Below are 26119 nucleotides of genomic sequence, written 5' to 3' on the forward strand. Positions count from 1 at the left end.
TGAACGATGGCTGTTAAAGATGATAGCGACATGGAAAAAGAGTCGGGAGGCGGTTGGGAAAAATTTCTCATGATTTCAATCCCGATTGTATTCACCGTAGTTTTGCTAGGTGTATTACTTACGCTATTTAATGTAGATATTCGTAATAATTTGTTTGAATTCGCCAACAAGATACCGGTAGTCAAGGAATGGGTACCTGATCCTGTTCTGGATCCTGAGAAGGAGAAGCTGGATAAGAGTGAACAGCAGGTTGAAAGTGCTGAAGCCACAATCGAAAAGCTGAAATCCCAGGTAACTGCCAAAGAAACAGAGCTCAAGGCAGCACAGGAAGCAACAACAACCGAAGCGAAGAAGGCCACTGACCTTCAGAAGAAGTTGGATGATGCGGAAAAAGCGGCTGAAACGGCTACGGCAACAACGCCGGAAACGGAATCCGATTATCAAAAACAAATTAAAGATTTGGCTAAAATGTATGCTGACATGAGTCCAAGTAAAGCTGCACCTATTTTGCAAAATATGACGAATGAGGAAATGGTATTGTTGTTGAATGCCATGCAGTCATCCGCTCGGACCAAGGTGCTTGAAAAGATGGACCCGAAAACAGCAGCCGATGTCACCATGATGATGAAGGATGCCAAACCGTCCGGGGATCTGGCACTGGATGCGCTGCAATCCAGATTGAAGAAAGAAACCGCAGCAACTTCAACTGCATCCACAACGACAAGCAAAAACCTGGATAAAAACCAGCTTAGTCAAACATTTGCTTCGATGTCTGCTTCAAGTGGTGCCAAGCTATTATTGGAAACATACAAGTTAAGTCCTGACAAAACATTGACCATCCTGAATTCAGTAGATGATGCAACACGCTCTCAATTGCTTGAGAACATGTCTTCAGAGGACTCGGTTGAAACTGCAAAAATTTTGAACAGATTAATGGGCAACAAGTAGAAATGATTAAACTGTATAACCGAGAGGAGGTGAAAAAAATGTCGATTGTATATCAAATGGCATCCACAGCATCTGCAACAGGAGCAGGTCAGACAACCGGAGCACAATCGAAAGGTTCAGCTGCAGGGGCTAGTGGTGAATTTCTCCAAACTCTTGCACAGTCATTATCCGGAGGAAACACAGAAGGTGATAGTTCAAGCGCTACTGGAAGTTTAACAGCCAATCCATTGGTGTTTTCCTTTGCTACAAGTGAAGAAGGAGAAGCGACATCAATCACGGATATACTGAATTCATTGTTCACGGACTTGGATTCGCTTGACGAAGCTTTGGAAAATGACCCAGCTCTACTTGCAGGTTTGCAAACGCTGATTCAACAGATGTATACACAATTAAGTAATCCTTCAGGTACTAATGCAGAAGGTTCCGACGAGTCTTCGAACGGAGCGGAAAGCGTAAAAAAAGTACCCGCAATTGAACTGTCGCAGCATCCGGCAGCAGTACGTTTTGTTCTGCAAGATATGCTTACACAATTACTAGCTGGAATGAATGATTCTGAGAGTAACGTTGCGAAGAACGCTCCTGAATTCAAACATTTGTTACAATCTCTGCAGAGTCAGCTTCAAGAGGCTGGAGTGGATACCACTAATAACAAAGGATGGACTGAACTGAAATCCATACTGGATACATTGACTGCAGTTAAGGATCAGACTGCACAGGTCGCTCCAAGTACTTCGCTTCAAACATCCAAACAGGATTCGGTCGTACCACAAGTTCTTGTTGCCGCAGTGGCGAATTCTGGAACCCAGGTGAAAGCTGAGGCTGAGACAACATCTGTTTCAAATGCAGGTGGAGAAGTGGAACACTCAACCATCATTACTGCAGGAGAGCTCTCCTTGCGTTCATCAGGTACAACAGCAGGCAAACCGGCTGAACCTGTAATGCAAACATCACGGTTTGCCAAGGAAATGACACAGTTTGTTGTTAACAAGCTGGATATTGTCCAGCAAAAAGGATTTTCCGAGGCGACCATCTCACTTCGACCTGAGCATCTAGGGAAGTTGGATGTTCAAATTACCTTGCAGAACGGGCAGTTGGTTGCACGGTTTATGACTGAGCATACGATGGCTAAAGACATGCTTGAACAACAAATGACGCAGCTGCGTTCTTCACTTCAAGCCCAAGGAATTCAAGTGGAACGACTTGAGGTTACACAGAACAGTTCAATCGGATCACAGATGTATCAGGACGGAGGCCGTCATCCGGGAAGTAACTCTCAGCAACAACGCCGTTCGCGCGAGCGTGAGGAACAATCGGATGATGCTATAGCTACAGCAGGGATTCAAGAAGAATTGCGTAACTGGCGTAGCGAGCAAGTCGAAGGAACTGAATTACAGAGAGATACGTTTAGTGCTAAGGCTTAAACAGAAATGAGGTGAACAATATGGCTAATGAAATTGTTTCAATGAATAATACCTGGCCGAACTATTCGGCAGCCAATAAAGCAACCACAAGTGCTGCAACAAAAGAATTGGGTAAAGATCAGTTTCTAAAAATCCTGATTACCCAGCTGCAAAATCAAGACCCGATGCAGCCGATGGAGGATAAGGAATTTATCGCTCAAATGGCACAGTTCAGCTCAGTGGAACAACTGGTCAATATTTCTACCCAGCTTAAAACATTGAACCAGTCCCTTGGTGCTGTATCCGGTATGATTGGCATGGAGGTAAGTTGGCTTTCTTCTAATAAAGATGATAACGGAACTCTTCGTCAGGGTATTGTAGATTCCATCATTGTAAGAGATAGCGTTCAATACGCAAAAGTGGGCAACGACGAGATTAAGCTGGATGAGATCATTCAGGTGAATTATCCAAAACAGGCAGAAGAGAGTCAAACTCCGGTACAGAACGTTCAGGATGTAACCCCAGAAACGAACGAGAGCCAGGAAGTTGAATCATCCGCTGAAACAGGTGATACGGAAGATAGCGGGAAAACGATATGAGTGATCGCATAACGGTTGGACAATTATACGCAGGCCCGATTACACCGAATATGCTTCAAAGACCTAAAACGGGAGAAGCTTCGGCTATACCCGAAAAACCTTTTGCAAAAGTGCTGGAAGATAATCTTCTGAAATTGAGCAATCATGCTGCCAAACGTTTGGAACAACGTGGCATTGAACTCAAGACCGAGCAAATGGAACAGATTGGTTCTGCTTTGGACAAAGCTGCTGCTAAAGGAGCCAAAGAGTCATTGATTTTAATGCAAGATATGGCTTTTATCGTCAATGTCAAAAATCGTACTGTGGTTACAGCTATGGATAGTGAGAGCATGAAGGATAATGTGTTTACTCAGATTGATAGTGCCGTAATCATTTCTTGACCGGCTGGCCCTTCTCGGGAGCCGGAATGCCGCTGACCGACTGATGCGGTAACCAAATGAAGACTGGGAGGATTTTTAAAAATGTTGAAATCAATGTACTCAGGCGTTTCCGGGATGCGGGGTTTTCAAACCAAACTCGACGTAATTGGTAACAATATTGCGAACGTAAACACGGTTGGCTTCAAAGGCAGTCGGGTTATGTTCAAAGATATTATGAGCCAAACCACTTCAGGTGTGACTGCGCCTGGTGATGCAACCGGTGGTGTGAATGCAAAACAAATTGGTCTAGGTGTATCTGTAGGATCTATTGATACATTACATTTGGCGGGAAGTCCAATGACAACAAACAACCCAACAGATATGCGGATTAATGGAGATGGATTCTTCTTGGTACGTTTAAGTGAAGATCAGGAAGTACCTTACCTGACTCGTGCGGGGGATTTCCATGTGGATGCTGCACGTAACCTTTTGACATCCGATGGATTGTTTGTTCTGGATAACGGTGGTGGAAATATTACGATACCTGATGATGTTGTTTCCTTCACGATTGGTCAGGATGGTACGATCAATCAAACTATGGCGGATGGAACAGTTGAAGCGGGAGCACAACTTGGAATCGGAAAAGTGGTCAATCCGGAAGGTTTAGAGAAGATCGGCGGTAATCTATACCGTATGACAGCAAATGCCAATCCCGATGGTGAGCTTGAAATTTTGACAGCGAATGATGCCGAAAATGGAACTGGCTCTATTATCACAGGACAGCTCGAAATGTCTAATGTGGATCTGACAGGAGAGTTTACTGAGATGATCGTAGCTCAGCGTGGATTCCAGGCAAACTCCCGGATTATTACAACGTCGGATGAAATACTTCAGGAAGTTGTTAACCTGAAACGTTAATAGCTGATTAATGAATTTTTAAAACGTGGGGGAGCTTGCTCCTCCCACTCTGATCAAGGGGGCTTAGCATGATTTCGGTTACGCGGTTAAATGGTTCTCCCATGTGGTTAAATGCGCTGATGGTTGAAATTGTTGAAGAAACGCCGGATACGTATATTACTCTGGTAACTGGAAAGAGACTGATTGTGCTTGAAAAAGCTGATGACGTTATTTCCAAGATTAAAGATTACAACCGTGAAATCGGGGTTCAGGCAGCCACTATTAAAGTGCAGCAAACGGAGGAATCCTGATGAAAAAAATGATGCCCTGGCTTGCAACAATGTTGCTGGCAATAACACTCATTGTGGTGGTTGTGTTTGTATTTATGCAAGGACAGAACGGGAATAAGGACGACACACATACGGCGGCAGCTTCAGAAGCCAAGAAGATGACTGCGGATGAGATTGTAGAGGTTTCCTCTGAACTTGGAGAAATTAAAACCAATTTGGCTGATACGGATCATGTTGTAATTGTCAGCTTCTCTTTCAAGTTGACTGACAAAACTGCAAAAGAAGATTTTGAGAAAATCAAAGAAATTGTGGTAAAACCAATCATCATTCAGACGCTTGCAGATACGAAATCTGAGGAACTGGCTACAGCGAAGGGCCGGATATTATTTAACGAGAAATTGACCGGTCTTATTAATGAAGCTTTACCAGAAGGTAATCTAAGTAGTACGAGCTTTTCATCTATTGTGATAGCAACGATGTAAATGAACAGAACATGCTGTAGACCTGTAAGGGGGTGAGAACATGGTGGATGTATTATCACAAAATGAGATTGACGCCCTATTAGCAGCCCTTTCTTCTGGTGAAATGGACGCAGAAGAATTGAAGAAGGAAGAAACTCAGAAGAAAATCAGATCGTACGATTTTAAGCGGGCAGTGCGTTTTTCCAAAGACCATATCAGAAGCTTGACTCGTATTCACGAAAACTTTGCACGCTTTCTCACCACTTATTTTTCAGCCCAACTGCGGACGTTCGTTCAAATCAATGTCGTTCAGGTCGAACAGTTGCCTTATGATGAGTTTATCCGTTCTATTCCTAAGATGACGATATTGAACATTTTTGAAGCGGAGCCACTACAGGGACGAATGGTGATGGAAGTCCATCCGAACGTGGGATATGCGATGTTGGATCGCCTGCTTGGTGGAACCGGGAGTGCTCCAACAAAGATTGCATCCATGACGGAGATTGAAACGACCATCATGGAACGAATATTCAGCCGTGCATTTGAAAGTTTGCAAGAAGCATGGAAGACCGTGTTGGATATTACCCCGAGGATGGAAGCACTCGAGACCAATCCGCAATTTATGCAGATTGTATCTCCCAATGAGACCATTGCTCTGATCTCGCTCAGTACCAAAATTGGTGACACGACAGGCATGATCAATCTATGTATACCGCATGTCGTTCTTGAACCTATTATGTCACGGTTGTCAACTCATCAGTGGTTTGTTTCGGAGAAGAAAACGAGAGCTCCGGAGGAGTATGATGCTCTAAAAGAGCGTGTGAACAAAGCCAAGTTACCAATCGTTGCGGAATTGGGAGAATCGAGAATTTCAATTGCAGAATTTCTGGGTCTGTCCGTTGGTGATGTCATTACGTTGAACAAACCAGTTGATGAGGGACTTTCCATTAAAGTGGGTGACAAACTGAAATACATGGGCAGTCCGGGGACAATCAAAGACCGTGTGGCTGTGCAAATAGACAAGATTGTCACCGAAGGAGTTGAAGAATTTGACGAGTAAGGATTATTTATCCCAAGAAGAAATCGATGCTTTGCTCAGGCAATCGGAATCGATAAACAGCTCGGAACCCGCTGAAAAGACGGTTGATGATTTTTTGACCGAGCTGGAGCAGGATGCCTTGGGGGAGATCGGTAACATTACATTTGGTAGCGCGGCAACAGCATTATCCACGCTATTAGGCCTCAAAGTAGATATTACAACACCTAAAGTTTCTATCATTAGTCGAACGCAGTTTGAAGAAGCTTTTCCTAAGCCGCATGTTGCCGTTCATGTCAATTACGTGGATGGATTCGAAGGCATTAACTCACTTGTTATCAAGAAGAGAGATGCTCAAGTCATCGCTGATTTGATGCTGGGTGGCGAAGGAAATCCGGTCGATGAAGAACTGAATGAAATCCATATTAGTGCGGTACAGGAAGCGATGAACCAGATGATGGGTTCCTCTGCAACCTCAATGTCCACGATTTTTAATCGTTTTGTGAATATTTCCCCTCCGGGAATCGATATTCTCAATCTGGAGAGTGGAGAGGGTGTAAGTAATCTTCCAGCAGATGAGACCCTCATTCAAGTTTCATTTCGTTTGTTGATCGGGGATCTGATCGATTCCAATCTGATGCAGTTGCTTCCAGTGCATTTTGCCAAAAACATGGTAGATATGCTGATTGGAGGCGCTCAGGAGTCAACTGCCAGCGCACCAGTGGCATCAACACCTGAACCTGCACCAGCAGCTGTACCAGCAACGCCACCACCGGTTGCGGAGCAGCCGCCCGTTCAGCACCAACAGGCTCCACAGGCTCCACAACAGCCTGCTCAGGACTATAACGGATATGGACAGGTCCCGATGGGTATGCCTCAAGGAATGCCGCCACAGCAGCCGTATGGCATGCCACCGCAGCAACCTTATGGTGCACCTCAACATTACGGTGGAATGCCAAATAGGAATGTTAACGTACAACCAGTTCAATTTGCCAATTTGCAAAATGGGGCGTATGGGCAGGTAGACGAAAACAATTTGAATTTATTGATGGACATTCCCCTTAAAGTCACCGTAGAATTAGGAAGGACCCAGAAGCAAATTAAAGATATTTTGGAACTGTCACAGGGTTCGATTGTCGAACTGGATAAGTTAGCCGGGGAACCTGTCGATATTTTGGTGAATAACAAACTGATCGCCAAGGGAGAAGTTGTTGTTATTGACGAAAACTTTGGTGTTCGTGTTATAGATATCGTTAGCCAATGGGACCGAATTCAGAAATTACAATAAGCACAATTTAGGGAGGACTTGAATCAAGATGGCAAACCGAATTTTAGTCGTAGACGACGCTGCATTTATGAGAATGATGATCCGGGACATTTTGTCCAAAAATGGATATGAGGTTGTTGGTGAGGCACAGGATGGCTCACAAGCAATTGAGAAATTTAAAGAGCTTCGTCCGGATCTGATCACAATGGATATTACGATGCCTGAGATGGATGGCATTGCAGCTTTGAAAGAAATCAAGAAGATTGATGCTAACGCTAAAGTAATTATGTGCTCCGCGATGGGTCAACAAGCGATGGTAATCGACGCTATTCAAGCAGGTGCTAAAGACTTTATTGTTAAACCGTTCCAATCTGATCGGGTTATTGAAGCGATTAGCAAGACACTGGGCGTTTAAGAGACATGATGATGGCTCAGGGTGATTTTCCAGAAACAGCTGGCGCGGGAGCCAATTATTATTTACAGCTTGTATGGGTGATTGTTGTCCTGGCCGTCATCCTGGTCCTTATTGTTTATCTGATCCGGTTCTTAAACAAACGGAATCAGCAAATGTTCCGGCACGGCACAATTCGTACTCTTGGCGGGGTTGGACTGGGACAAAACAAGTCGCTGCAAATTATAGAAATTGGTGGGAGTGTATATCTGCTTGGTGTAGGTGAAGACATCCAGTTGATAGATAAGGTTTCGGATCTGGAAGAGGCGCAAAGAATCATTGATTCCTTCGAACGAGATGCTGCTGCACAACAAGGGAATCTGTCACCTCTCATTGCCAAGCTCACAAAACGCTTCCGTAAAGATGAACCGCCGCGGGAAATGGAACTGGAGGACACAACTTCTTTTCACGAAATGTTTGAATCCAAACTTCGGCAGATGCCTAACCGTAAAGAGAAGATGGAGAAGCTCCTGGATAAAGACAATACTACAGATCGGTCGAGGGATTCATGAAGAAAAAGATTTGGTTAGCGTGTTGTTTGCTAGGACTTATCAGTCTAGCTTCTGTTACAGTTGCCTTTGCCGAGCCCATTCCGAATATTGATATTCAAATCGGAAACGGTGACGGAGGGACACCAAGCACAAGTTCATTGTCCATCATTCTGTTAATTACTGTGCTTAGCATTGCACCAGCAATGCTTGTACTGATGACCAGTTTTACTCGGATTGTGATTGTGCTCGGTTTTGTACGTACATCTTTGGGTACACAACAAATGCCACCCAATCAGGTTTTGGTTGGCTTGGCACTATTTCTGACACTTTTCATTATGTCGCCGACGTTGTCTTCCATAAATCAGGTAGCGCTTCAGCCCTATCTTCAGGGAGAACTTACACAAACCGAGGCACTTGAAAAAGCAGCGGACCCGATAAAGAAATTTATGTTTAGTCACACCAGAGAAAAAGATCTGTTACTGTTTATGAAGTACAATCAGACTGAACAACCAAAGACCTATCAGGATATCCCAATTACTGTTATGGTGCCGGCATATGTAATCAGTGAGTTGAAGACAGCATTCCAGATGGGGTTTATGATTTTTATTCCGTTTCTGGTTATAGATATTGTTGTCGCGAGTACACTCATGGCAATGGGGATGATGATGCTTCCGCCGGTCATGATCTCATTACCTTTCAAAATACTGCTCTTTGTCCTTGTCGACGGGTGGTATCTGGTTGTCAAGTCACTGTTATTGAGTTTTAACACTTGATCCGGAAAGTTAAAGGAGGACGGTCATGACTTCGGAATTTATTATCGGTCTGGCCGGGAAAGCGGTATACACGTCATTGCTGGCCAGCGCACCTATGCTTATACTAGCTCTGGTTGTAGGACTTGCAATCAGTATTTTTCAAGCGACAACTCAAATTCAGGAACAAACATTAGCTTTTGTGCCCAAGATTGTTGCCGTACTTCTGGCAGTACTTTTGTTTGGACCTTGGATCTTGAATATCTTGGTCGATTTTACGTTTAACATTCTCGATAATCTATACAGATACATAGGGTAGGCTTTAGCAGATGGAGACATTGTTGCAAAGTTTCCCTGTCGCTCTGCTTATGTTTTGTCGAATCGCATCATTTTTTGTAACTGCGCCAGTTTTTTCGGCTCGAAATGTGCCGGCTTCAGTTAAAATTGGTATCTCTGCATTTGTCACATTGTCTGTCTATCTGATTTATGGAATAGACCAGACCGTACCCACAGACCTGAGCTATGTCTTATTGATCATCAGAGAGATTTTAATTGGCCTGCTTTTAGGTTTTGTGGCTTATCTGTTGATGACAGCTGTTCAGACTGCGGGGACCTTTATCGATCTACAAATCGGTTTTGGTATGGCTAATGTATACGATCCAATGACAGGTGCTTCAGCGCCACTTACGGGAAACTTGAAGTATGCATTTGCTATGCTTCTGTTTCTGACGATGAATGGACACCATTATTTGCTGGATGCGATAGTTTACAGTTACCGGTGGGTACCATTATCGAATGTGTTTTTCCTACGGTTGGCAGATGGAAGTATTGCTGAATTTTTGATTCAGACCTTAGGTCAATCATTTATGCTGGCTTTTCAGATGTCGGCTCCGATTGTAGTTGCGTTATTTTTGACGGATGTTGGATTGGGTTTTTTGGCCAAAACAGCTCCTCAATTTAATGTATTTGCAGTTGGGTTGCCGCTTAAGTTACTCGTTGGTCTTGCTATTTTGCTTTTGCTGGTTCCCAGTTTCTCCTTTGTATTTAGTCAGTTGTTCGAAGCGATATTCAGATCGATGGAAAAATTGCTTGGAACCATTGGACAAAGGCCCGGCTGAGTGAAACGGAGGAAAAGACACGGATGAAACTTCAACTCGACCTCCAGTTGTTTTCAGGGGAGAAGACGGAGAAAGCTACCCCGAAAAAGAGACAGGATACACGAAAAAAAGGACAGGTCGTCAAAAGCGCTGAACTATCTGGCGCATCCATTCTCCTAATCGCGTTTTTGATCATGATGGTATTCAGCAATTTCTATAAAGAACGTATAGTTCGTCTGTTTACAGATATCTTCATCAATCGATTGAGTATGGAAATCACCGGAGAGAATGTGATGGCGCTTATGATGCGCTATGGCATTGAAGTTTTGTTATTGATCGCTCCCGTTTTGCTGGGTGCGTTACTGGTTGCTTTGATCGTTAACTATATGCAAGTTGGTTTTCTTCTTGTAGGGGAAGGTTTGAAGCCAAAACTTGAGAAATTGGACCCGATTAAAGGTTTCAAAAATATATTCTCTCTCCGCTCATTAGTGGAATTTGCTAAATCCATTTTGAAAATGTCGATTATCGGTTATCTCGTTTACAGTACAATTAAGGGCTACCAGTCAGATATTGCTTCACTTTCTCATTTTTCATTGGATGCTATTTTACATTTCGCTGCGTCGATCACTTTAAGTCTTGGTATCAAGATTGCAGTGGCATTAATGATACTTGCGATATTTGATTACATGTATCAGAAGTATGATCATGAGAAGAAGATCCGTATGTCCAAGCAAGACATTAAGGACGAGTACAAAAAAATGGAAGGTGATCCGCTGATCAAAGGCAAAATCCGGGAACGCCAGCGTCGTATGGCTATGCAGCGTATGATGCAGGAAGTGCCGAATGCGGATGTTATCATCACGAACCCGACCCACTTTGCGGTTGCGCTAAAGTATGAAGGTTCCGAGATGGAGGCACCGCAGATTATTGCCAAAGGTCAGGATTATGTCGCCTTGCGTATTAAGGAAATTGCCAAAGAAAACGGTGTTATTACGATGGAAAACAAGCCGTTAGCACGGGCGTTGTTCCAGAGAGCCGAGATTGGTGACGCCATACCGGCCGATTTGTTTCAAGCGGTAGCCGAAGTGCTGGCTTATGTATATAAACTAAAGGGCAGAACGAAATAAAAGGGGATCGGAGGCCGTACATTCATTGAAGATTAAAGATATAGCTGTCCTTGCGGGTATCATTGGCATTGTGTTGATGATGATTCTTCCGATCCCGACCTGGCTGTTGGACTTGTTGCTGGTCGTCAATATTTCAATTGCTCTGATGATACTACTTGTTGCCATGAACAGCAAAGAAGCGTTGCAGTTTTCTATTTTTCCAGCTTTGCTGTTGATCACTACACTATTCCGATTGGCACTGAACATTTCGACAACCAAGCTAATCCTTGGTGATGGGGATGCGGGAGCCGTAGTTGCTACCTTTGGTAGCTGGATTGCTGGAGGGCAAATTGCGATTGGATTTATCGTGTTTTTGATCCTCGTTGTCGTTCAGTTTATCGTTATTACAAAGGGGTCTGAGCGAGTAGCTGAAGTTGCTGCCCGATTCACCCTCGATGCGATGCCTGGTAAACAAATGAGTATTGATGCGGATCTGAATGCGGGTTTGATCAACGAGCAACAAGCTCGTGAGCGTCGTTCCAAAATTGAACGTGAAGCTGATTTCTACGGAGCGATGGATGGAGCAAGTAAATTCGTAAAAGGTGACGCAATTGCAAGTATTATCATCCTCCTGATCAATCTCATTGGTGGATTTATAATCGGTATGACTGTGCATGGGATGGCTTTTGCAGATGCAATGTCAACGTACTCTGTACTGACTATCGGAGATGGATTGGTAAGCCAAATCCCTGCTCTGCTTATTTCCACAGCAGCAGGACTTATCGTCACCAGAGCTTCATCAGAAGGAAACTTGGCAGATGATATTACGGGGCAACTGTTTACATATCCAATACTAATTTATATCGTAGCTTTCGTTATTGCCATGCTCGGTTTCTTCACACCAATTCATGTTATTACTACGCTTCCGTTGGCAGGTGTGTTGGCATATGCCGCGTGGCGTATGCAGAATAATCTGAATTTGAAACAAGTAGCGGAAGAACAGTTGGAAGAAGAACAGCAGATTGAAGAGGTTAGAAGTCCTGAAAGTGTAATTAATTTGCTTCAGGTGGACCCTATTGAGTTTGAATTTGGTTATGGTTTAATACCACTTGCTGATAATCAGCAGGGTGGTGACTTATTGGATCGGATCATTATGATTCGGAGGCAGTGTGCTCTGGAACTGGGGTTAGTCGTTCCGGTCATACGGATTCGAGATAATATCCAGCTCAGACCCAATGAGTATGTTATCAAAATCAAGGGTAATGTGGTAGGCGGCGGAGAACTGTTGTTGAATCATTACCTTGCCATGAGTCCTGGCTATGATGAGGAATCTGTGACAGGTATTGAAACGACAGAACCTGCTTTTGGACTTCCGGCACTATGGATTGATGAAGTAACCAAAGACAGAGCCGAACTTGCAGGATATACGGTCGTTGATCCGCCTTCCGTTGTGGCTACACATCTGACGGAACTGATTAAGAAACATGCGCATGAGTTACTTGGAAGACAAGAAACAAAAGCACTTGTGGATAATCTCAGAGAGAACTATTCTGCCCTTGTGGATGAACTGATCCCTTCTCTACTTTCCATTGGTGATGTACAGAAAGTGCTTGCCAAGTTATTGCGTGAGAAAATATCTATTCGGGATATGGTGACCATCTTCGAGACACTGGCTGACTATGGTACGTATACGAAGGATCCTGATGTGCTTACTGAATACGTCAGACAATCCCTCTCACGTCAGATTACTCAGCAGTTCTCACAGAAAGGTGAGACACTTCGCGTGATCACGGTTGGACCTGGTCTTGAGAAGAAAATTGCTGAAAGTGTGCAACAATCGGATCAAGGCAGTTATCTCGCGCTAGACCCTGTATCTACACAAAGTGTGTATCAGAAGCTGAGTGAACAAGTGAACCGTTTGATTCAATCAGGTCAACAACCTGTTGTATTAACTTCTCCAACCATTCGGATGTATCTGCGTCAGGTTATTGAACGTACAATGCAGGACATTCCTGTGCTTTCCTACAGCGAGTTGGAGCCGAATGTTGAAATTCAAAGTATCGGGGTGGTGAACTTATGAGAGTAAAACAATACGTTGTTGAGACCATGCCCGAAGCTATGCTTCAAATTCGCAAAGACCTGGGAAGTGATGCCGTTATTCTGTCCACCAAAGAGATTAAGGTGGGCGGTGTGATGGGAATGTTCCGCAAAAAACGGATCGAAGTTGTAGCTGCAGTGGATAAGGAAGAAAACAAGCAAACAACAAAGCCAGTACAAAATCAATTCACACCTGTACCTCGTGCATTTGTACCTGAGGCTTATCGGCAAACAGCTCGTTCGTTTGTTGCGGCTTCAGATGAGTCGGCGACAACGAATATAGCTGATCAAAGTGTACAGGACCAATCTGCGGCTGCGTCGTCTGTGTTTGAATCGCGTAATATCGGTTCAAACATAGACAGCGGCTCAGGTTCTTCGAGCACGGATCATAAACCGCGACCGCAAGGGGCGGATTTTTCGGGTTCAACAACTGGTCCGAAGCCAACAGGTTCAGACCTGCAGCAGGATAAGTTGATGACTGAATTACAGGATCTTAAACAGATGGTGACCAGGCTTTCAAAGCAAGGTACTTCTGCGGACCCTGTGCCAGAGGAGCTGCATTCGATCCGAGAGCGTTTGACAGAACAAGATGTTTGGCCTGAAGTATGGGAATCCTGGTTTGATTCAATTCAAGCAAAATGGTCTGAGGATGGATTGAAAGAACAGGATGTAGAACAAGTGGTGAAGCTTGAGGTCATGCACTTTTTGGAGCAACGGATTGAAGAAGGCATTCTTCCTACCACGCGAATCGTCTATGTAGCTGGACCAACCGGTGTAGGGAAAACTACGACAATTGCAAAATTGGCTGCTGAACAAATGTTCAAAAAACAGCGTAAAGTTGGATTCATTACATCAGATACGTATCGGATCTCGGCGGTAGAACAGCTTAGAACGTACGCATCTATACTGAATGTTCCACTTGAAGTGGTGCAATCGCCCGGTGATACACAACGTGCCATTTCTCGATTAGAGAATTGTGATTTGATCTTTATGGATACAGCGGGTAGAAACTACAGAAATGAATTACTTGTTTCGGAACTGCAAAGTTTGCTTGCTCCTGTGGAGAATAGCGAAACCTTTCTGGTCATGAGTATGACTTCCAAAAGTGCTGATATGGTGCAGATCACGGAACATTTCAGTAAATATGGTCTGGATAAGGTGATTTTCACCAAAATGGATGAGACTGGGAGCTGCGGTCCGCTATTTAACTTGTTACACCGTTTTCCACTCAAGCTCGCATATGTGGCAAATGGACAAAATGTTCCGGACGATTTGTTGAAGCCGGATGCAGATTCGTTGTCTAAACAGTTGCTGGGAGAATGGTCACAATGAAGGATCAGGCAGCTGCACTTCGAAGTATGGTCTCCGCGCCATTGGAATTGGAAGGCATTGAGCGAGATATTCGATCCTCGAAAATCATTACTGTGGCCAGTGGTAAGGGAGGTGTTGGTAAATCCAATTTTACACTGAACTTTGCCTTGGCATTGCAGGCTTTGGGGCAAAAGGTACTTGTATTTGATGCCGATATTGGAATGGCTAATATTGATGTTCTTATGGGTACGTCTTCTTCCTATAATCTTTACCACCTATTGTACCGACAAAAATCCATAAGGGAAATCATACAACTGGGTGCCAGTGGCTTGCCTTACATTGCTGGAGGATCGGGCATGAAAGAGTTGTTCTCATTGTCTGATCGTGATCTCGAGTTCTTCGCCAGTCAAGTCGAGGATATTGCCCAGGAAATGGATTATGTCATCTTTGACACTGGGGCAGGACTCTCCAGAGAGAATATGAAGTTCATCGGTGCTGCCGATGAATGCCTGATTATAACCACACCTGAACCGACTTCAATAACCGATGCTTATGCTTTAGTCAAAGTTATGCACGGCCAGGAAAATGCTACGCCCTTTCGGATGATCGTTAACCGGGTGGAAGACGAACGAGAAGCGGAACGGGTGGCAGAAAAAATAGCTGGAGTGGCGAGGCGGTTTTTGCAGACGGATATTCCGCTGCTTGGGTATATTTCAGAAGACGCCCAGGTAGTCAAAGCGGTTAAAAGGCAAATGCCCTATAGTCTGGCGTATCCCAATGCCAAAGCCTCCAAAGATATAGAGAAACTTGCTCTTCGTTATCTGGCTGTACCTGCAACTCCGGGATCCGGAACCTTGACAGGAATCAGGGGATTTATGAATAAGTGGCTTAAACGGACAACATGATTTCTGAATAAAGGAAACAGGGGTGACACAACATGGCGGCGTATCAAGTATTGGTTGTCGATGATTCCGCTTTTATGCGTAAGATTGTTACGGATTTGATCCAAGCGGATCCGGAATTCAAGGTTACGGCAACGGCATCAAACGGTAGAGAAGCGATTCAAAAATCACTAGAATTGAAACCCGATATTATTACAATGGACGTTGAGATGCCCGAAATGAATGGGTTGGATGCATTAAAATCAATTATGAAGGAATCTTTCGTTCCTGTGATTATGCTCTCTGGTATCAATGAACAAGGCATGAAAGAAACCATTATGGCGCTTGAAGCTGGGGCATTTGACTTCATTCGCAAACCATCTATTTCACATGACCAGGATATTGCTCAAGTTGGTAAAGCCTTGGTTGAGCGCATGCGAGCTGCGATGAATGAGATCAAACGAAAAGCTGATCGTGAGTTATCCATGAAAAATAGAGACATGTTGCTAGGAGCAGTTGTTCCCCCAACTCAGCCAGTGCAGAAAGAACTGCCGGCCAGGGATCGAGCGGAGCCTGTGAAAAAAACGATCGACCCTGTCGAGACGATTCAACGCTCTCTTCGAGAGCGGACTGAAGCCTTTCAGGCCAAAGCAAAGAAACCAATTCAACCATTGTCACCTTCAAAACCAGGTCGCGTAGAGAATAAACCTGAGCCTTTGCCAAAGGCTGAGCGTAATTTGGGGACGAAGGCAGAAAAAGCAGTGAGGTCAGCTAATCCAGTACAGACTCCAAAGGAAGTTCGACTACCTAATGCAGCTAGAGTGGCAGCTGATCAAATAGCGGCAACCTCTGCCTCTGCAAAAGCCAAGGATGTAATCAAGCCTAATCCTGTTCCCAAAGGTGGAGGGGGGCTGGAAGGACCATTCAACAAACTTGTGGCAATAGGTTGTTCTACGGGTGGGCCGAGGGCTCTCAAGACATTGCTTGAGCAGTTGCCTGCTGATTTGCCTGCACCGGTCATTATTGTGCAGCATATGCCGCCCAATTTCACACGTTCTCTGGCTCAACGATTGAATACATTCAGTCCACTGCATGTGGTTGAAGCTGAAGAGGGCATGGTTCTGAAGAAAGGAACCGCCTATATAGCACCCGGCGGATTCCATGTGAAAGTTAACAAAACAGCAGACGGGAAGTTTATTGTGAAGTTGACTGAAGATCAACCAGTGAATGGACATAGACCTTCAGTGGATACGATGTTTGAGTCACTTCTGCCGTTTACATCTTTACAAAGACATCTTGTTTTGCTAACGGGAATGGGAAGTGATGGAGCACGTATGATGAAGAGATTATACGAAGCTGGAGTTACATCAACCTTTGCCGAGAATGAAGAAACATGTGTTGTATATGGTATGCCGCGTTCTGCTGTAGAGCTGCAATGCGTTCGTCATCTTCTGCCATTGCAGGAGATTGCTTCTAAACTTGTTCAAGCAGTGAAATAACGGAGTGTAACTCACGGAGGAGGTGCCTCACAATGGACATGAACCAATATTTATCCATGTTTATTGATGAGTCTAATGATCATCTGCAATCGCTTAACGAAAACATGCTTCAACTTGAAGGCAATCCGGAAGACCTGGGCATAGTTCAGGTTATATTCCGCTCGGCTCATACCTTGAAGGGTATGGCAGCAACTATGGGCTTTGAAGATTTGGCATCACTGACACATAAAATGGAAAATGTGTTGGATCTGGTTCGTAATGAGAAGTTGAAAATGCAGGATTACATTTTTGATACCATGTTCAAGAGTCTGGACGCTTTGGAAACCATGGTTCAGGATATTACCGAAGGTGGACAAGGTAAAGCAGATGTGTCGTCAATCGTAGCTTCACTTCAAGCCATTGAAAATGGTGAAATGACAAACGGAAATGGACCTGCTACAGAAACAAACAAGCCGGCTAACGCTTCAATCTCTTCGGCTGTGGAGCTGGATGAATTCCAATATTCAGTGCTGGATCAGTCGATCGCCGAAGGTCATCGTGTGTTCTACGTGGATGTGCTTGTTAGCGAGCATAGCCAGTTAAAAGGTGTACGGGCTTATATGGTCTTTGATATGCTGGAACGTTCAGGTGAAGTCGTTAAGGCTTACCCATCTGTCCAGGATATTGAGCAGGAGAAGTTTGAGCGCAGTTTCTCGTTGTATTACATAACAACTAAAGAGGCGCACGAACTGGAAGAAGGCATCATGAGTATCTCTGAAATTGAAAGTGCGAAGCTCATTCAACTGGATCAGGAGACTCTTCAGCAGATGGCCAATCAGGTAGCAGCTACAGTTGAAGCGCCACCCGTACCAACAGCTGTAGCTGAGGTTGCTTCGCCGGATAAGAATTCTGTACCCAAAGAAGAAACCACAACGGCACCAGCAAAAACTGCTGCACCGAAGCAAGCTGCTGCACCTTCGCGTACCATTCGTGTGGATATTGAACGTCTTGACGTATTGATGAACCTGTTCAGTGAATTGTTGATTGACCGTTCGCGTCTGGAGCAACTGGCCAGTGAAACAGGCAACAATGATTTATCCGATACAGTAGCTCATTTAAGTCGAGTTAGCACAGATTTGCAAAATATTGTACTGAAATTGCGGATGGTTCCGGTAGATACCGTATTCAATCGATTCCCGCGCATGATCCGTGATCTGGCTAAGACACTTGATAAAAAAATCGATCTGGTGATTACAGGTGCTGAGACGGAACTGGATCGTACGGTAATTGATGAGATTGGTGATCCGCTTGTGCATTTACTGCGTAACGCGGTTGACCATGGTGTGGAATCCATTGCAGAACGTGTAGCTGCAGGTAAACCAGAGATGGGTATAGTAAACCTGCGTGCCTTCCACAGTGGAAATCACGTATTTATCGAGATTGAAGATGATGGTAAAGGTATCTATCGCGACAAGCTTTTGAAAACCGCGATCAAACGTGGTGTTGTAACCGAAGAACAAGGTGCCAAGATGAGTGACGATGAAGTGAATCAACTGTTGTTTGCACCTGGATTTAGTACTGCTGATATTATCTCGGATATCTCTGGCCGGGGTGTTGGATTGGATGTAGTAAAATCGAAGATCACTTCGCTTGGCGGTAATGTAACGATTCATTCAACTCCAGGCAAAGGCACGAACTTCTCTGTTCAGCTTCCGTTGACTCTATCCATTATTGCTGCAATGCTTGTACGACTTGGTTCAGAGAAATACGCTGTTCCGTTGTCCTCCATTGTAGAGACGGCCATTGTACAACGTGAGCAAGTTCGTAATATTCACGGCAATAAAATGATCACGTTCCGTGAGTCACTGATTCCGTATTTGTCCTTGAGCGAAGTTTTCTCGGTACCGGATTTCAACGACGCTGATGAGCAAGAAACAGAAATAGTCGTGATTCGCAAAGGCGACCGTCTTGCAGCCGTAGCTGTTGAAGAATTTATTGGACAAAGTGAGATTGTTCTCAAATCAATGGGAACCTATCTTCCTGCTATTGAAGGAATCTCTGGAGCAACCATTCTCGGAGATGGACAAGTAGCCCTGATTCTTGATCCTAATGCATTTATTAAATAAGCATAGAGCTAAGTCTTACATTTAATAGGGAGGTTTTTTACATGGAAGAAGAGTTGAAAGTCATCGTCTTTAAATTGGGTTCCGAAGAGTATGGTATTGAGGTAGACAAGGTTCAGACGATTGAGCGTATGATGCCAATTACCCGTGTTCCCAAGACACTTTCCTTTGTAAAAGGAGTTATTAATCTACGTGGTGTTGTAATTCCAGTCATTGATCTACGCGGTCGTTTCTCCCTTCCGGAAACGGAATACACGGATCAGACTCGTATTGTTATCGTAGGTGTAGACGACATGCAAGTTGGCTTTATCGTAGATTCTGCCAATGATGTTATTGATATCAAGAGCAGTGCGATCGATAGCCCGCCAGAAGTGGTTGGTGGCGTCAAGGCGAGATACCTGCGAGGTGTTGCTAAATTGGAGGATTCACGTTTGTTGATTATGCTCAACCTAAACGAAGTATTAAATAAAAGCGAGATTGTACAGCTGGAAAGTGTTGAGGGCTAGTACCGTGGAGATGTTCAACCGATTTGAGGTATTCCAGATGGATGTGCTCAAAGAGGTCGGTAACATTGGAGCAGGCAACGCCGCAACGGCGTTGTCTCAACTCCTCAACAGACCGATTGACATGGGTGTACCTAAAGTACAAATGCTCCCTTTTGAAGAAGTTGCCGAAAAAGTGGGCGGAGATGAACGCATCGTGGTTACCGTGTTTCTTCGTGTAGAAGGCGAAGCACCGGGAAATCTTTTCTTTATGATGACACCAGAGGCTGCTAAAATGTTGTTGAACAGACTTGCCGGGTTCGATCTGAAAGAAGGACTCGCTTTTACAGATATGGAACAATCAGCGCTTTCCGAGATTGGAAATATTTTAGCTGGATCCTATCTTTCTTCTTTGGCAGATTTTACGAAGTTGTCTATGTATCCAACCGTTCCTGGACTTGCCATCGACATGGCGGGTGCCATTCTAAGTTATGGCTTGCTGCAATTTGGCGAGATGGGTGACGCTGCATTGTTAATTGACACATCTTTCTTTGAAGGTGAAGATCAAGTCGAGGGTCAGTTTTTCCTCATTCCGGATCCACCATCCTTTGCAAAGATATTTGAATCGCTAGGGGTGCCACTGAGCCATGATTGAGGACAAAAGCGTCGTTAAAGTCGGTATGGCGGATTTAAACATCGCTCATCTTCCTGGTGTAATCCGTACGACTGGCTTGGGTTCGTGTGTGGGATTAACAATGTATGACCCACATTTGAAGCTGGCTGGAATGGCGCATGTCATGCTTCCTACTTCAGAGATCGCCCGTGAAGGGAAACTGAACACTGCGAAATATGCGGATACGGCGTTGCCTGAGCTTTTGGAAAAAATGATAAAACTAGGCGCTTCTCACTCACGTATTGTGTCTAAAATGGCCGGAGGCTCTCAGATGTTTGCCTTTGCTGGCGCTGGAGATACAATGCGCATTGGACCAAGGAATGCAGATTCATGTCGAGAATGGCTTCAAAAACTCAATATCCCTCTTCTAGCAGAAGATACGGGTGGGAATTATGGACGCACGATTGAGATGGATTGTGAAACTGGACTTTTGACTATTCGAAGTGTACAAATGGGTGTAAAGGAACTATAAGACTATGATAGGAAACTACCGCATTAATCTTGGAGCAGGCATCGTTGGGTTTATTCTTACTTTTTTTGTAGCATACAGCAGCAATGTGCTGATGACCAGTTTAATTCGCGGATTGATCGGATTCGTAGCCTGGTTTGTCCTTGCATATGGTTTACGCTGGGGATTGGGATTGCTGCTGAACCCTCAGATCGAGGGAAATGGGTATGGTTATGATTCACCAAATGCTCAAGATCAAAGAGGTTCACAGGTGGACATTAAAATCGAAGACGATGGACAAGAGCTGAATGATTTGCTCAAGAGTGGACAGAACGCTTCATCTGGGGACGATCTTCCGCCATCTGAGACGAAAGCTCCAACGGGATTCGCCCCTTTGGATCCGCCTAAACTTGTCCGGACCAAGGATCCGGAGGAATTGGCGCAGGCCGTTCGTCACCTGACAGACAAATAAGGAGGGTGAAAGCAATTGAACGAGCGTAAAGCTTCACATTTGAACCATTCTGATCTGTGGGAAAAGTGGAAAGAACATGGAGATCTTGAAGCCAAGAAAACTTTGATTGAAAAGTATCTTCACATTGTAAATTATGTATCCGGTCGACTGGCTGTTGGTTTGCCCAAAAATGTTCCCAAGGATGACTTGGAGAGCAATGGCGTTATGGGGTTAATTGATGCATTGGAGAAGTTCGACTATGAACGTGGTCTGCAATTTGAAACTTATGCATCATGGAGGGTCCGCGGAGCCATTCTTGACGGTCTGCGTCAAGGTGATTGGGTTCCGCGTTCTGTGCGGGAGAAGGCCAAACGAATCGAAGACGCCTATCAACAGCTGGAACAAAGTTATCTCAGGTCCGTTAGTGATGAGGAAATGAGCGAGTATCTGGACGTGTCCACTAAAGATTTTCAACATATGCTTCAGGAAGTGGCAGTCATGTCACTTTGCTCGTTGGAGGACCCAATTCGTGAGGAAGAGTCTGAAACTCGTCTGTCTTTGATGGTGGATGAGAAAGCCAAAAATCCGGATTATAAAGTGAATGAGTTTTATTTGAAGGAAGCTTTGGTGCAAGGGCTTGACAAGTTGACGGTAAAAGAGAGAACGGTCGTTTCACTCTTGTATTACGAAGATCTTTCTCTTAGTGAAATTGCTGAGGTTATGTCTCTTTCTCCGTCTCGTATATCCCAGTTACATTCCAAGGCAATATTACGATTACGCGGCACGTTGGACAAACAGAAAGATTTGTTGATGCGTAAAGATTAATAGAGAGAAGTAATATCATTGGAGTTTGGGGAGTGGAAAGTCTAAAAGGGGGAAGAATTGCAGTGACACAGCGGACTGCTTTGGAACAATGTTTAAACATTGTTTTATCGGACGACAAATGCACAGCCTACCTTGAATTTTCCAAAGAGGAAGAAGGCTTTGCCTGCACGATCGATGAACTTGAACAATTTGTGGCGGACAAGGGCATCAAACAAGGTGTATCGCGAGAAGCATTGTTACTTTTTGTGAGTAACCCTGAAACCTATTTGAAAGATAAATACAAGATTGCAGAAGGTGTCGCTCCCATTCAAGGAACAGATGGCTTCATCAAGATTCTGGTTGGAATGGACGATACGAATGAACGACGACCACTGGAATCGGAAGATGGAACTGTCGATTACAAAGAAGTGACCCGGTTAAATAATGTCCGTAGTGGTCAGATCATTGCAGAGCGTATCGCTCCTTGCGATGGTATACCCGGCAGGGCAGTGACGGGCGAGGAAATTCCTTATCGTCCGGGAAAAGAAGCTCGGTTTAAAGTAGGGAAAAACGTTGTGATTAACCCGGATGGTTCTGCGATGTATGCTGCACTGGATGGGCTGGTTACCAAAACAGACGGTAACAAACTGAATGTGTTTCCGGTCTATGAAGTCAATGGTGACGTTGATTACAATAATGGTAATATCGACTTTGTAGGCACAGTTGTCATACGAGGCAATGTACTTACCGGATTTAAAGTAAAAGCAGCAGGTGACATTCGCGTCGTCGGAGGTGTCGAAGGAGCTGAACTGGAAGCAGGCGGCTCAATCGAAATTACCGGTGGTATTATTGGTTATAACAAAGGACTGGTACAAGCAGGCCATAATGTTAAATGTACTTTCATTCAAGAAGGCAACGTGGATGCCGGTGAAGATGTTCTGGTTTCCCAAAGTATTATGCATTCCAATATTCGTGCTGGCCATGGTGTCATCTGTGCGGGCACCAAAGGTCTTATCGTTGGTGGCTCGATCCAGGCTGGTCAGAACGTCTCAGCGCGTGTTGTGGGCAACAGCATGTCCACGGTCACTTCCATTGAAGTTGGTGTGCTGCCAAAGCTGCGTAACGAACTCAATGATTTGCGCAAGGAAGTCAGAGAGCAGATGGATTCCTTGGACAAAACGAAGAAAGCTTTGACATTGCTGGATCAATTAGCTGCCGCTGGACAACTAACTCCAGATAAGATGTCGATGCGAATCAAGCTGAATGCTACGCAGAAATCCGCTCTTCGTATAAGTGAAGAAACGAAAATGCGTATCTTTGAAATTGAGAAGGCACTTGAAGATACAAGTAAGGCTCGTGTTGATATTCTGAAGATGATTTATGGAGGCTCTAAAATAGTTATCGGCAGATACACGAAATTTATTAAAGATCCAGTGAGTCGAATTTCATTTTATTATCACGATGGTGATATTACGATGGTTCCATACGTTTAAGTACAGCATTCAGGCACAGGAAGAAATCCATTCGAAACCGTGAGGTGAGCGTATGAGTTTCAAAGCAGTGGAGTTGCAGATTGCGGTACCACGAACAAGTGAAGCGGGACGTTATCAAAGTGAAGCCCAGCAGCGACCGATTACGGATCAAAATCTTTTGGCAGAGCAAACGTCGAAAGAAGCAAATGAAGCAAGGCAACGAAGTGAAGCAATGGACGAAACTTCACAGACTTCGGTGCGTGATGGTCATACCCATGATGGGGATCAGCAGAGTGGTTCCGATGGACAGGAGACTGCTCAGGCTCAAGAAACTGTTAAACCTGCAGAGCACCCGTACAAAGGAAAACACATAGATCTGTCTTTATAATAAATGGTTGTTATGGACATGCAGTCTTTCGCACCGATGGTTGAATCAGAAGGAGAGAACCCAATTTGTCACCATGGATCATTATTGTCATATTAGGGGCTTGCGCCATCGCCTACGCTTATATTATGCCTCGTAAAAACAAGGCGCAAGAGCCTGGGCATCAACTGGTGCAGGAGATGGAATCTACGCTTGAACACTACATGACCGAGATCGAAAATGATAATGATGCTCTTATTCAACGTGTGGCTGAAATGAAGGGAGAAGCGACAGCAGCCGATCAACGCATGCAATTGCAACTTCAGGAATTACAGCAGCGGTTGGATCAGCTGGAGCAGAGCAAAAAAAATGAATCTGTCGCATCACCTGTGCCACACTCAGGTAGTGTACCGGTACAAGCTTCCGAAGGCTTGCAAGCACAAGCGCTTGTGAAAAGTGTACAAGCAGAGGCTGCCCAGCAGGCGTTAGAAGCAGACGTACAGACTAGTGAAGTCGAATCTTTGCCACAACGTGAGTCGATTAAAGATCGATACGCAGAACTCTTTACTCTACATGCTGAAGGTAAGTCGATGGATGCCATATCCAAGCAGACAGGCATTCAGCGCGGTGAGGTACAGTTAATACTGCAATTGGCAGAACGGGAGGAAAGCTAAGTCATGGACAAGCGATCCTTATGGATTGGTCTGGGGAGCGGCATGATTATTGGTGCAGTTTTGCTTCAACTGGCCACAGTCGGACAAAATGCATTATCCGATAGTAATCTGGACCCCCAGCAGACTGCCAATATGACCAAAGAACAGCTTGAAACGGCCGCAAAAACCTTGGATATGAAGTTGGTCGGTTCTGAAGAGGAACTATACACAGAAGCAGAGTGGGTAGCAAAGAAAAAGCAGGAGAGCAGTGAGTTGCAGGGGAATACAGCAACGCCACCTGAGACAGTAACCTCTACGGAGACACCTGCAGAGCCTGAGAACCCACAAGAGCCTGCTGCAAGTGAAGTTGAAGGGCAGAAAGAGATAACTGAGCCGAAGACAACAGAACCTGTAACGCCGAGCAATCCGAAAGGCGCAACAGTATCATTCAAAGTACGTTCAGGCAATAGTCTGGCGATCGTTGCAGCAAATCTAAAAACCGCGGGAATCGTAGATGATGCTCAAGCATTCATAAAGGCTGGCAAAGCTGAGCGAATCAATACCAAAATCCAAGTGGGTACTTATGCGCTTGAAAAAGGTGAAAGTTTCAAATCCATTATCGCAAAAATTACGAAAGAACCGTCAAACTGAGCATGCTCGGACAGGGCGGTTTTTGCGTATTAAACGGTGCATTTTCAAAGCTTGATAATAATTAGTGTTGATTTACATATCAGGTTTAAAATGATTCGATACTAGCAAAAAGTAAAAAGTAGATTTTAGCTTCAAAGACTGTTGCATCAGACAATCAGTTGTGATATATTAGATAACGGTGTTAAAACACACGCATGTGCTAATTTTGTTGAGGGTGCTTTCCTTATGGAGAGTCTTGGCGAAAAATGATGCCGGCGGAGGACACAATAAAAACCATATTAGGAGGTGTGTGAAGATGGCAGTAATCTCCATGAAGCAGCTTCTCGAAGCTGGGGTACACTTCGGTCACCAAACTCGTCGTTGGAACCCAAAAATGGATCGTTATATCTTCACTGAAAGAAACGGAATTTACATCATCGATTTGCAAAAAACGGTGAAAAAAGTCGAAGAGGCTTACAACTTCGTTAAAGGAATCGCAGGAGAGAATGGTAAAATTCTTTTCGTGGGTACTAAGAAACAAGCTCAAGATTCCGTTAAAGAAGAAGCTGAACGTGCTGGTCAATTCTACATTAACCAACGCTGGCTCGGCGGTACCCTGACTAACTTCCAAACTATTCAAAAACGTATTGATCGTTTGAAACAGTTGGAAGCTTGGGAAGAAGACGGTACATTCGCTGTATTGCCTAAAAAAGAAGTTATCTTGCTTCGCAAAGAAAAAGATCGTCTGGAGAAATTCTTGGGCGGTATTAAAAATATGAAAGGCCTGCCAAGCGCCTTGTTCATCATCGATCCACGCAAAGAGCGTATCGCTGTTGCGGAAGCTCGCAAATTGGGTATCCCAATTGTTGGTATCGTTGATACTAACTGCGATCCGGACGAGATCGATTATGTTATCCCAGGTAATGACGACGCGATTCGCGCTGTTAAATTGCTGACAGGTAAAATGGCTGATGCTGTAATCGAAGCTAACCAAGGCGAAGAAACTTCCGCTTAATAGATTCGAACATATGTTATAAACTAAATGAAAAGGGTGGTTGGCAGGTGGATAACCTCTCACTGCCCTTTTTTTAGAGTGTACGT

30 protein-coding genes are annotated in these 26119 nt (G+C 44.5%); all 30 read left to right on the forward strand.

Features of this window, described 5'->3' with window-relative positions:
• Nucleotides 1–6 precede the first annotated feature (6 nt).
• The 30 genes from MKY87_RS27000 (at nt 7) to rpsB (ending at nt 26033) form a co-directional block, all read left to right on the forward strand.
• On the forward strand, nt 7–948 hold the full coding sequence (locus MKY87_RS27000) for a MotE family protein (protein ID WP_091031903.1): 942 nt from the start codon (nt 7–9) through the stop codon (nt 946–948).
• A 38-nt stretch (nt 949–986) separates the two neighbouring features.
• Complete coding sequence (locus MKY87_RS27005; protein ID WP_340966915.1) at nt 987–2369, forward strand: flagellar hook-length control protein FliK; 1383 nt, start codon at nt 987–989, stop codon at nt 2367–2369.
• Between the two features lie 20 nt (nt 2370–2389).
• Complete coding sequence (locus MKY87_RS27010) at nt 2390–2947, forward strand: flagellar hook capping FlgD N-terminal domain-containing protein (RefSeq protein WP_091031900.1); 558 nt, start codon at nt 2390–2392, stop codon at nt 2945–2947.
• Nucleotides 2944–3327: a TIGR02530 family flagellar biosynthesis protein gene (locus MKY87_RS27015; protein ID WP_047842481.1), complete on the forward strand. Its 384-nt coding sequence runs from the start codon at nt 2944–2946 to the stop codon at nt 3325–3327. Before MKY87_RS27010 ends, MKY87_RS27015 begins: the two co-directional genes overlap by 4 nt.
• 81 nt (nt 3328–3408) lie before the next feature.
• A complete protein-coding gene (flgG, locus tag MKY87_RS27020; RefSeq protein ID WP_074094563.1) occupies nt 3409–4224 on the forward strand; it encodes a flagellar basal body rod protein FlgG in 816 nt (271 codons plus the stop codon).
• A 68-nt stretch (nt 4225–4292) separates the two neighbouring features.
• On the forward strand, nt 4293–4514 hold the full coding sequence (locus MKY87_RS27025; RefSeq protein ID WP_076208897.1) for a flagellar FlbD family protein: 222 nt from the start codon (nt 4293–4295) through the stop codon (nt 4512–4514).
• The gene (locus tag MKY87_RS27030) at nt 4514–4975 is read left to right on the forward strand and encodes a flagellar basal body-associated FliL family protein (protein ID WP_310334365.1); all 462 of its coding nucleotides are present in this window, start codon (nt 4514–4516) and stop codon (nt 4973–4975) included. Before MKY87_RS27025 ends, MKY87_RS27030 begins: the two co-directional genes overlap by 1 nt.
• Nucleotides 4976–5015: 40 nt before the next feature.
• On the forward strand, nt 5016–6014 hold the full coding sequence (gene fliM, locus MKY87_RS27035; protein ID WP_017689177.1) for a flagellar motor switch protein FliM: 999 nt from the start codon (nt 5016–5018) through the stop codon (nt 6012–6014).
• Nucleotides 6004–7278, forward strand: a complete 1275-nt coding sequence (gene fliY / locus MKY87_RS27040; RefSeq protein WP_289392022.1) for a flagellar motor switch phosphatase FliY — start codon at nt 6004–6006, stop codon at nt 7276–7278. Before fliM ends, fliY begins: the two co-directional genes overlap by 11 nt.
• Nucleotides 7279–7306: 28 nt before the next feature.
• Complete coding sequence (locus tag MKY87_RS27045; protein WP_017689175.1) at nt 7307–7672, forward strand: response regulator; 366 nt, start codon at nt 7307–7309, stop codon at nt 7670–7672.
• A gap of 11 nt (nt 7673–7683) precedes the next feature.
• The gene (locus MKY87_RS27050) at nt 7684–8220 is read left to right on the forward strand and encodes a flagellar biosynthetic protein FliO (protein WP_338594905.1); all 537 of its coding nucleotides are present in this window, start codon (nt 7684–7686) and stop codon (nt 8218–8220) included.
• Entirely contained in the window at nt 8217–8972 is a 756-nt protein-coding gene (gene fliP / locus MKY87_RS27055) for a flagellar type III secretion system pore protein FliP (protein WP_133384323.1), read from the forward strand. The genes MKY87_RS27050 and fliP overlap by 4 nt, the downstream gene beginning before the upstream one ends.
• 25 nt (nt 8973–8997) lie before the next feature.
• Entirely contained in the window at nt 8998–9267 is a 270-nt protein-coding gene (gene fliQ, locus MKY87_RS27060) for a flagellar biosynthesis protein FliQ (RefSeq protein WP_047842485.1), read from the forward strand.
• Between the two features lie 10 nt (nt 9268–9277).
• Nucleotides 9278–10066: a flagellar biosynthetic protein FliR gene (fliR, locus tag MKY87_RS27065; RefSeq protein ID WP_338593817.1), complete on the forward strand. Its 789-nt coding sequence runs from the start codon at nt 9278–9280 to the stop codon at nt 10064–10066.
• Nucleotides 10067–10089: 23 nt separating this feature from the next.
• Nucleotides 10090–11172: a flagellar biosynthesis protein FlhB gene (gene flhB / locus MKY87_RS27070; protein WP_289392025.1), complete on the forward strand. Its 1083-nt coding sequence runs from the start codon at nt 10090–10092 to the stop codon at nt 11170–11172.
• 25 nt (nt 11173–11197) lie between these two features.
• Nucleotides 11198–13231, forward strand: a complete 2034-nt coding sequence (flhA, locus tag MKY87_RS27075; protein ID WP_017689169.1) for a flagellar biosynthesis protein FlhA — start codon at nt 11198–11200, stop codon at nt 13229–13231.
• Nucleotides 13228–14580 (forward strand): flagellar biosynthesis protein FlhF, encoded by a 1353-nt coding sequence (gene flhF, locus MKY87_RS27080; protein ID WP_339784560.1) that lies wholly within the window; start codon nt 13228–13230, stop codon nt 14578–14580. Before flhA ends, flhF begins: the two co-directional genes overlap by 4 nt.
• Complete coding sequence (locus MKY87_RS27085; protein ID WP_017689167.1) at nt 14577–15464, forward strand: MinD/ParA family protein; 888 nt, start codon at nt 14577–14579, stop codon at nt 15462–15464. Before flhF ends, MKY87_RS27085 begins: the two co-directional genes overlap by 4 nt.
• 32 nt (nt 15465–15496) lie before the next feature.
• Nucleotides 15497–16939, forward strand: a complete 1443-nt coding sequence (cheB, locus tag MKY87_RS27090) for a chemotaxis-specific protein-glutamate methyltransferase CheB (RefSeq protein ID WP_339784557.1) — start codon at nt 15497–15499, stop codon at nt 16937–16939.
• A 32-nt stretch (nt 16940–16971) separates the two neighbouring features.
• Nucleotides 16972–19044 (forward strand): chemotaxis protein CheA, encoded by a 2073-nt coding sequence (locus tag MKY87_RS27095; RefSeq protein ID WP_339784555.1) that lies wholly within the window; start codon nt 16972–16974, stop codon nt 19042–19044.
• Nucleotides 19045–19085: 41 nt separating this feature from the next.
• On the forward strand, nt 19086–19547 hold the full coding sequence (locus MKY87_RS27100; protein WP_036609340.1) for a chemotaxis protein CheW: 462 nt from the start codon (nt 19086–19088) through the stop codon (nt 19545–19547).
• Nucleotides 19548–19557: 10 nt separating this feature from the next.
• Nucleotides 19558–20178, forward strand: a complete 621-nt coding sequence (locus MKY87_RS27105) for a chemotaxis protein CheC (protein WP_338594906.1) — start codon at nt 19558–19560, stop codon at nt 20176–20178.
• Nucleotides 20171–20668, forward strand: a complete 498-nt coding sequence (locus MKY87_RS27110) for a chemotaxis protein CheD (RefSeq protein WP_017689162.1) — start codon at nt 20171–20173, stop codon at nt 20666–20668. Before MKY87_RS27105 ends, MKY87_RS27110 begins: the two co-directional genes overlap by 8 nt.
• 4 nt (nt 20669–20672) lie before the next feature.
• Nucleotides 20673–21116, forward strand: coding sequence for a hypothetical protein (locus MKY87_RS27115; protein ID WP_076208888.1), 444 nt, complete (start codon nt 20673–20675; stop codon nt 21114–21116).
• Between the two features lie 15 nt (nt 21117–21131).
• Nucleotides 21132–21920 carry a FliA/WhiG family RNA polymerase sigma factor gene (locus tag MKY87_RS27120; RefSeq protein WP_017689160.1) on the forward strand — a complete coding sequence of 263 codons (789 nt, stop codon included), beginning with the start codon at nt 21132–21134 and terminating at the stop codon, nt 21918–21920.
• A 62-nt stretch (nt 21921–21982) separates the two neighbouring features.
• Nucleotides 21983–23392 (forward strand): DUF342 domain-containing protein, encoded by a 1410-nt coding sequence (locus MKY87_RS27125; protein WP_339784553.1) that lies wholly within the window; start codon nt 21983–21985, stop codon nt 23390–23392.
• Nucleotides 23393–23444: 52 nt separating this feature from the next.
• Entirely contained in the window at nt 23445–23759 is a 315-nt protein-coding gene (locus MKY87_RS27130; RefSeq protein ID WP_339784550.1) for a hypothetical protein, read from the forward strand.
• A gap of 65 nt (nt 23760–23824) precedes the next feature.
• Nucleotides 23825–24409, forward strand: a complete 585-nt coding sequence (locus MKY87_RS27135) for a hypothetical protein (RefSeq protein ID WP_340966923.1) — start codon at nt 23825–23827, stop codon at nt 24407–24409.
• 3 nt (nt 24410–24412) lie between these two features.
• Nucleotides 24413–25039 (forward strand): hypothetical protein, encoded by a 627-nt coding sequence (locus MKY87_RS27140; RefSeq protein ID WP_340966924.1) that lies wholly within the window; start codon nt 24413–24415, stop codon nt 25037–25039.
• 295 nt (nt 25040–25334) lie between these two features.
• Nucleotides 25335–26033 (forward strand): 30S ribosomal protein S2, encoded by a 699-nt coding sequence (gene rpsB, locus MKY87_RS27145; RefSeq protein ID WP_017689155.1) that lies wholly within the window; start codon nt 25335–25337, stop codon nt 26031–26033.
• Nucleotides 26034–26119 lie beyond the last annotated feature (86 nt).

It is taken from the genome of Paenibacillus sp. FSL R7-0198, assembly GCF_038000415.1.
In the GTDB taxonomy this organism is placed as follows: Bacteria; Bacillota; Bacilli; order Paenibacillales; family Paenibacillaceae; genus Paenibacillus.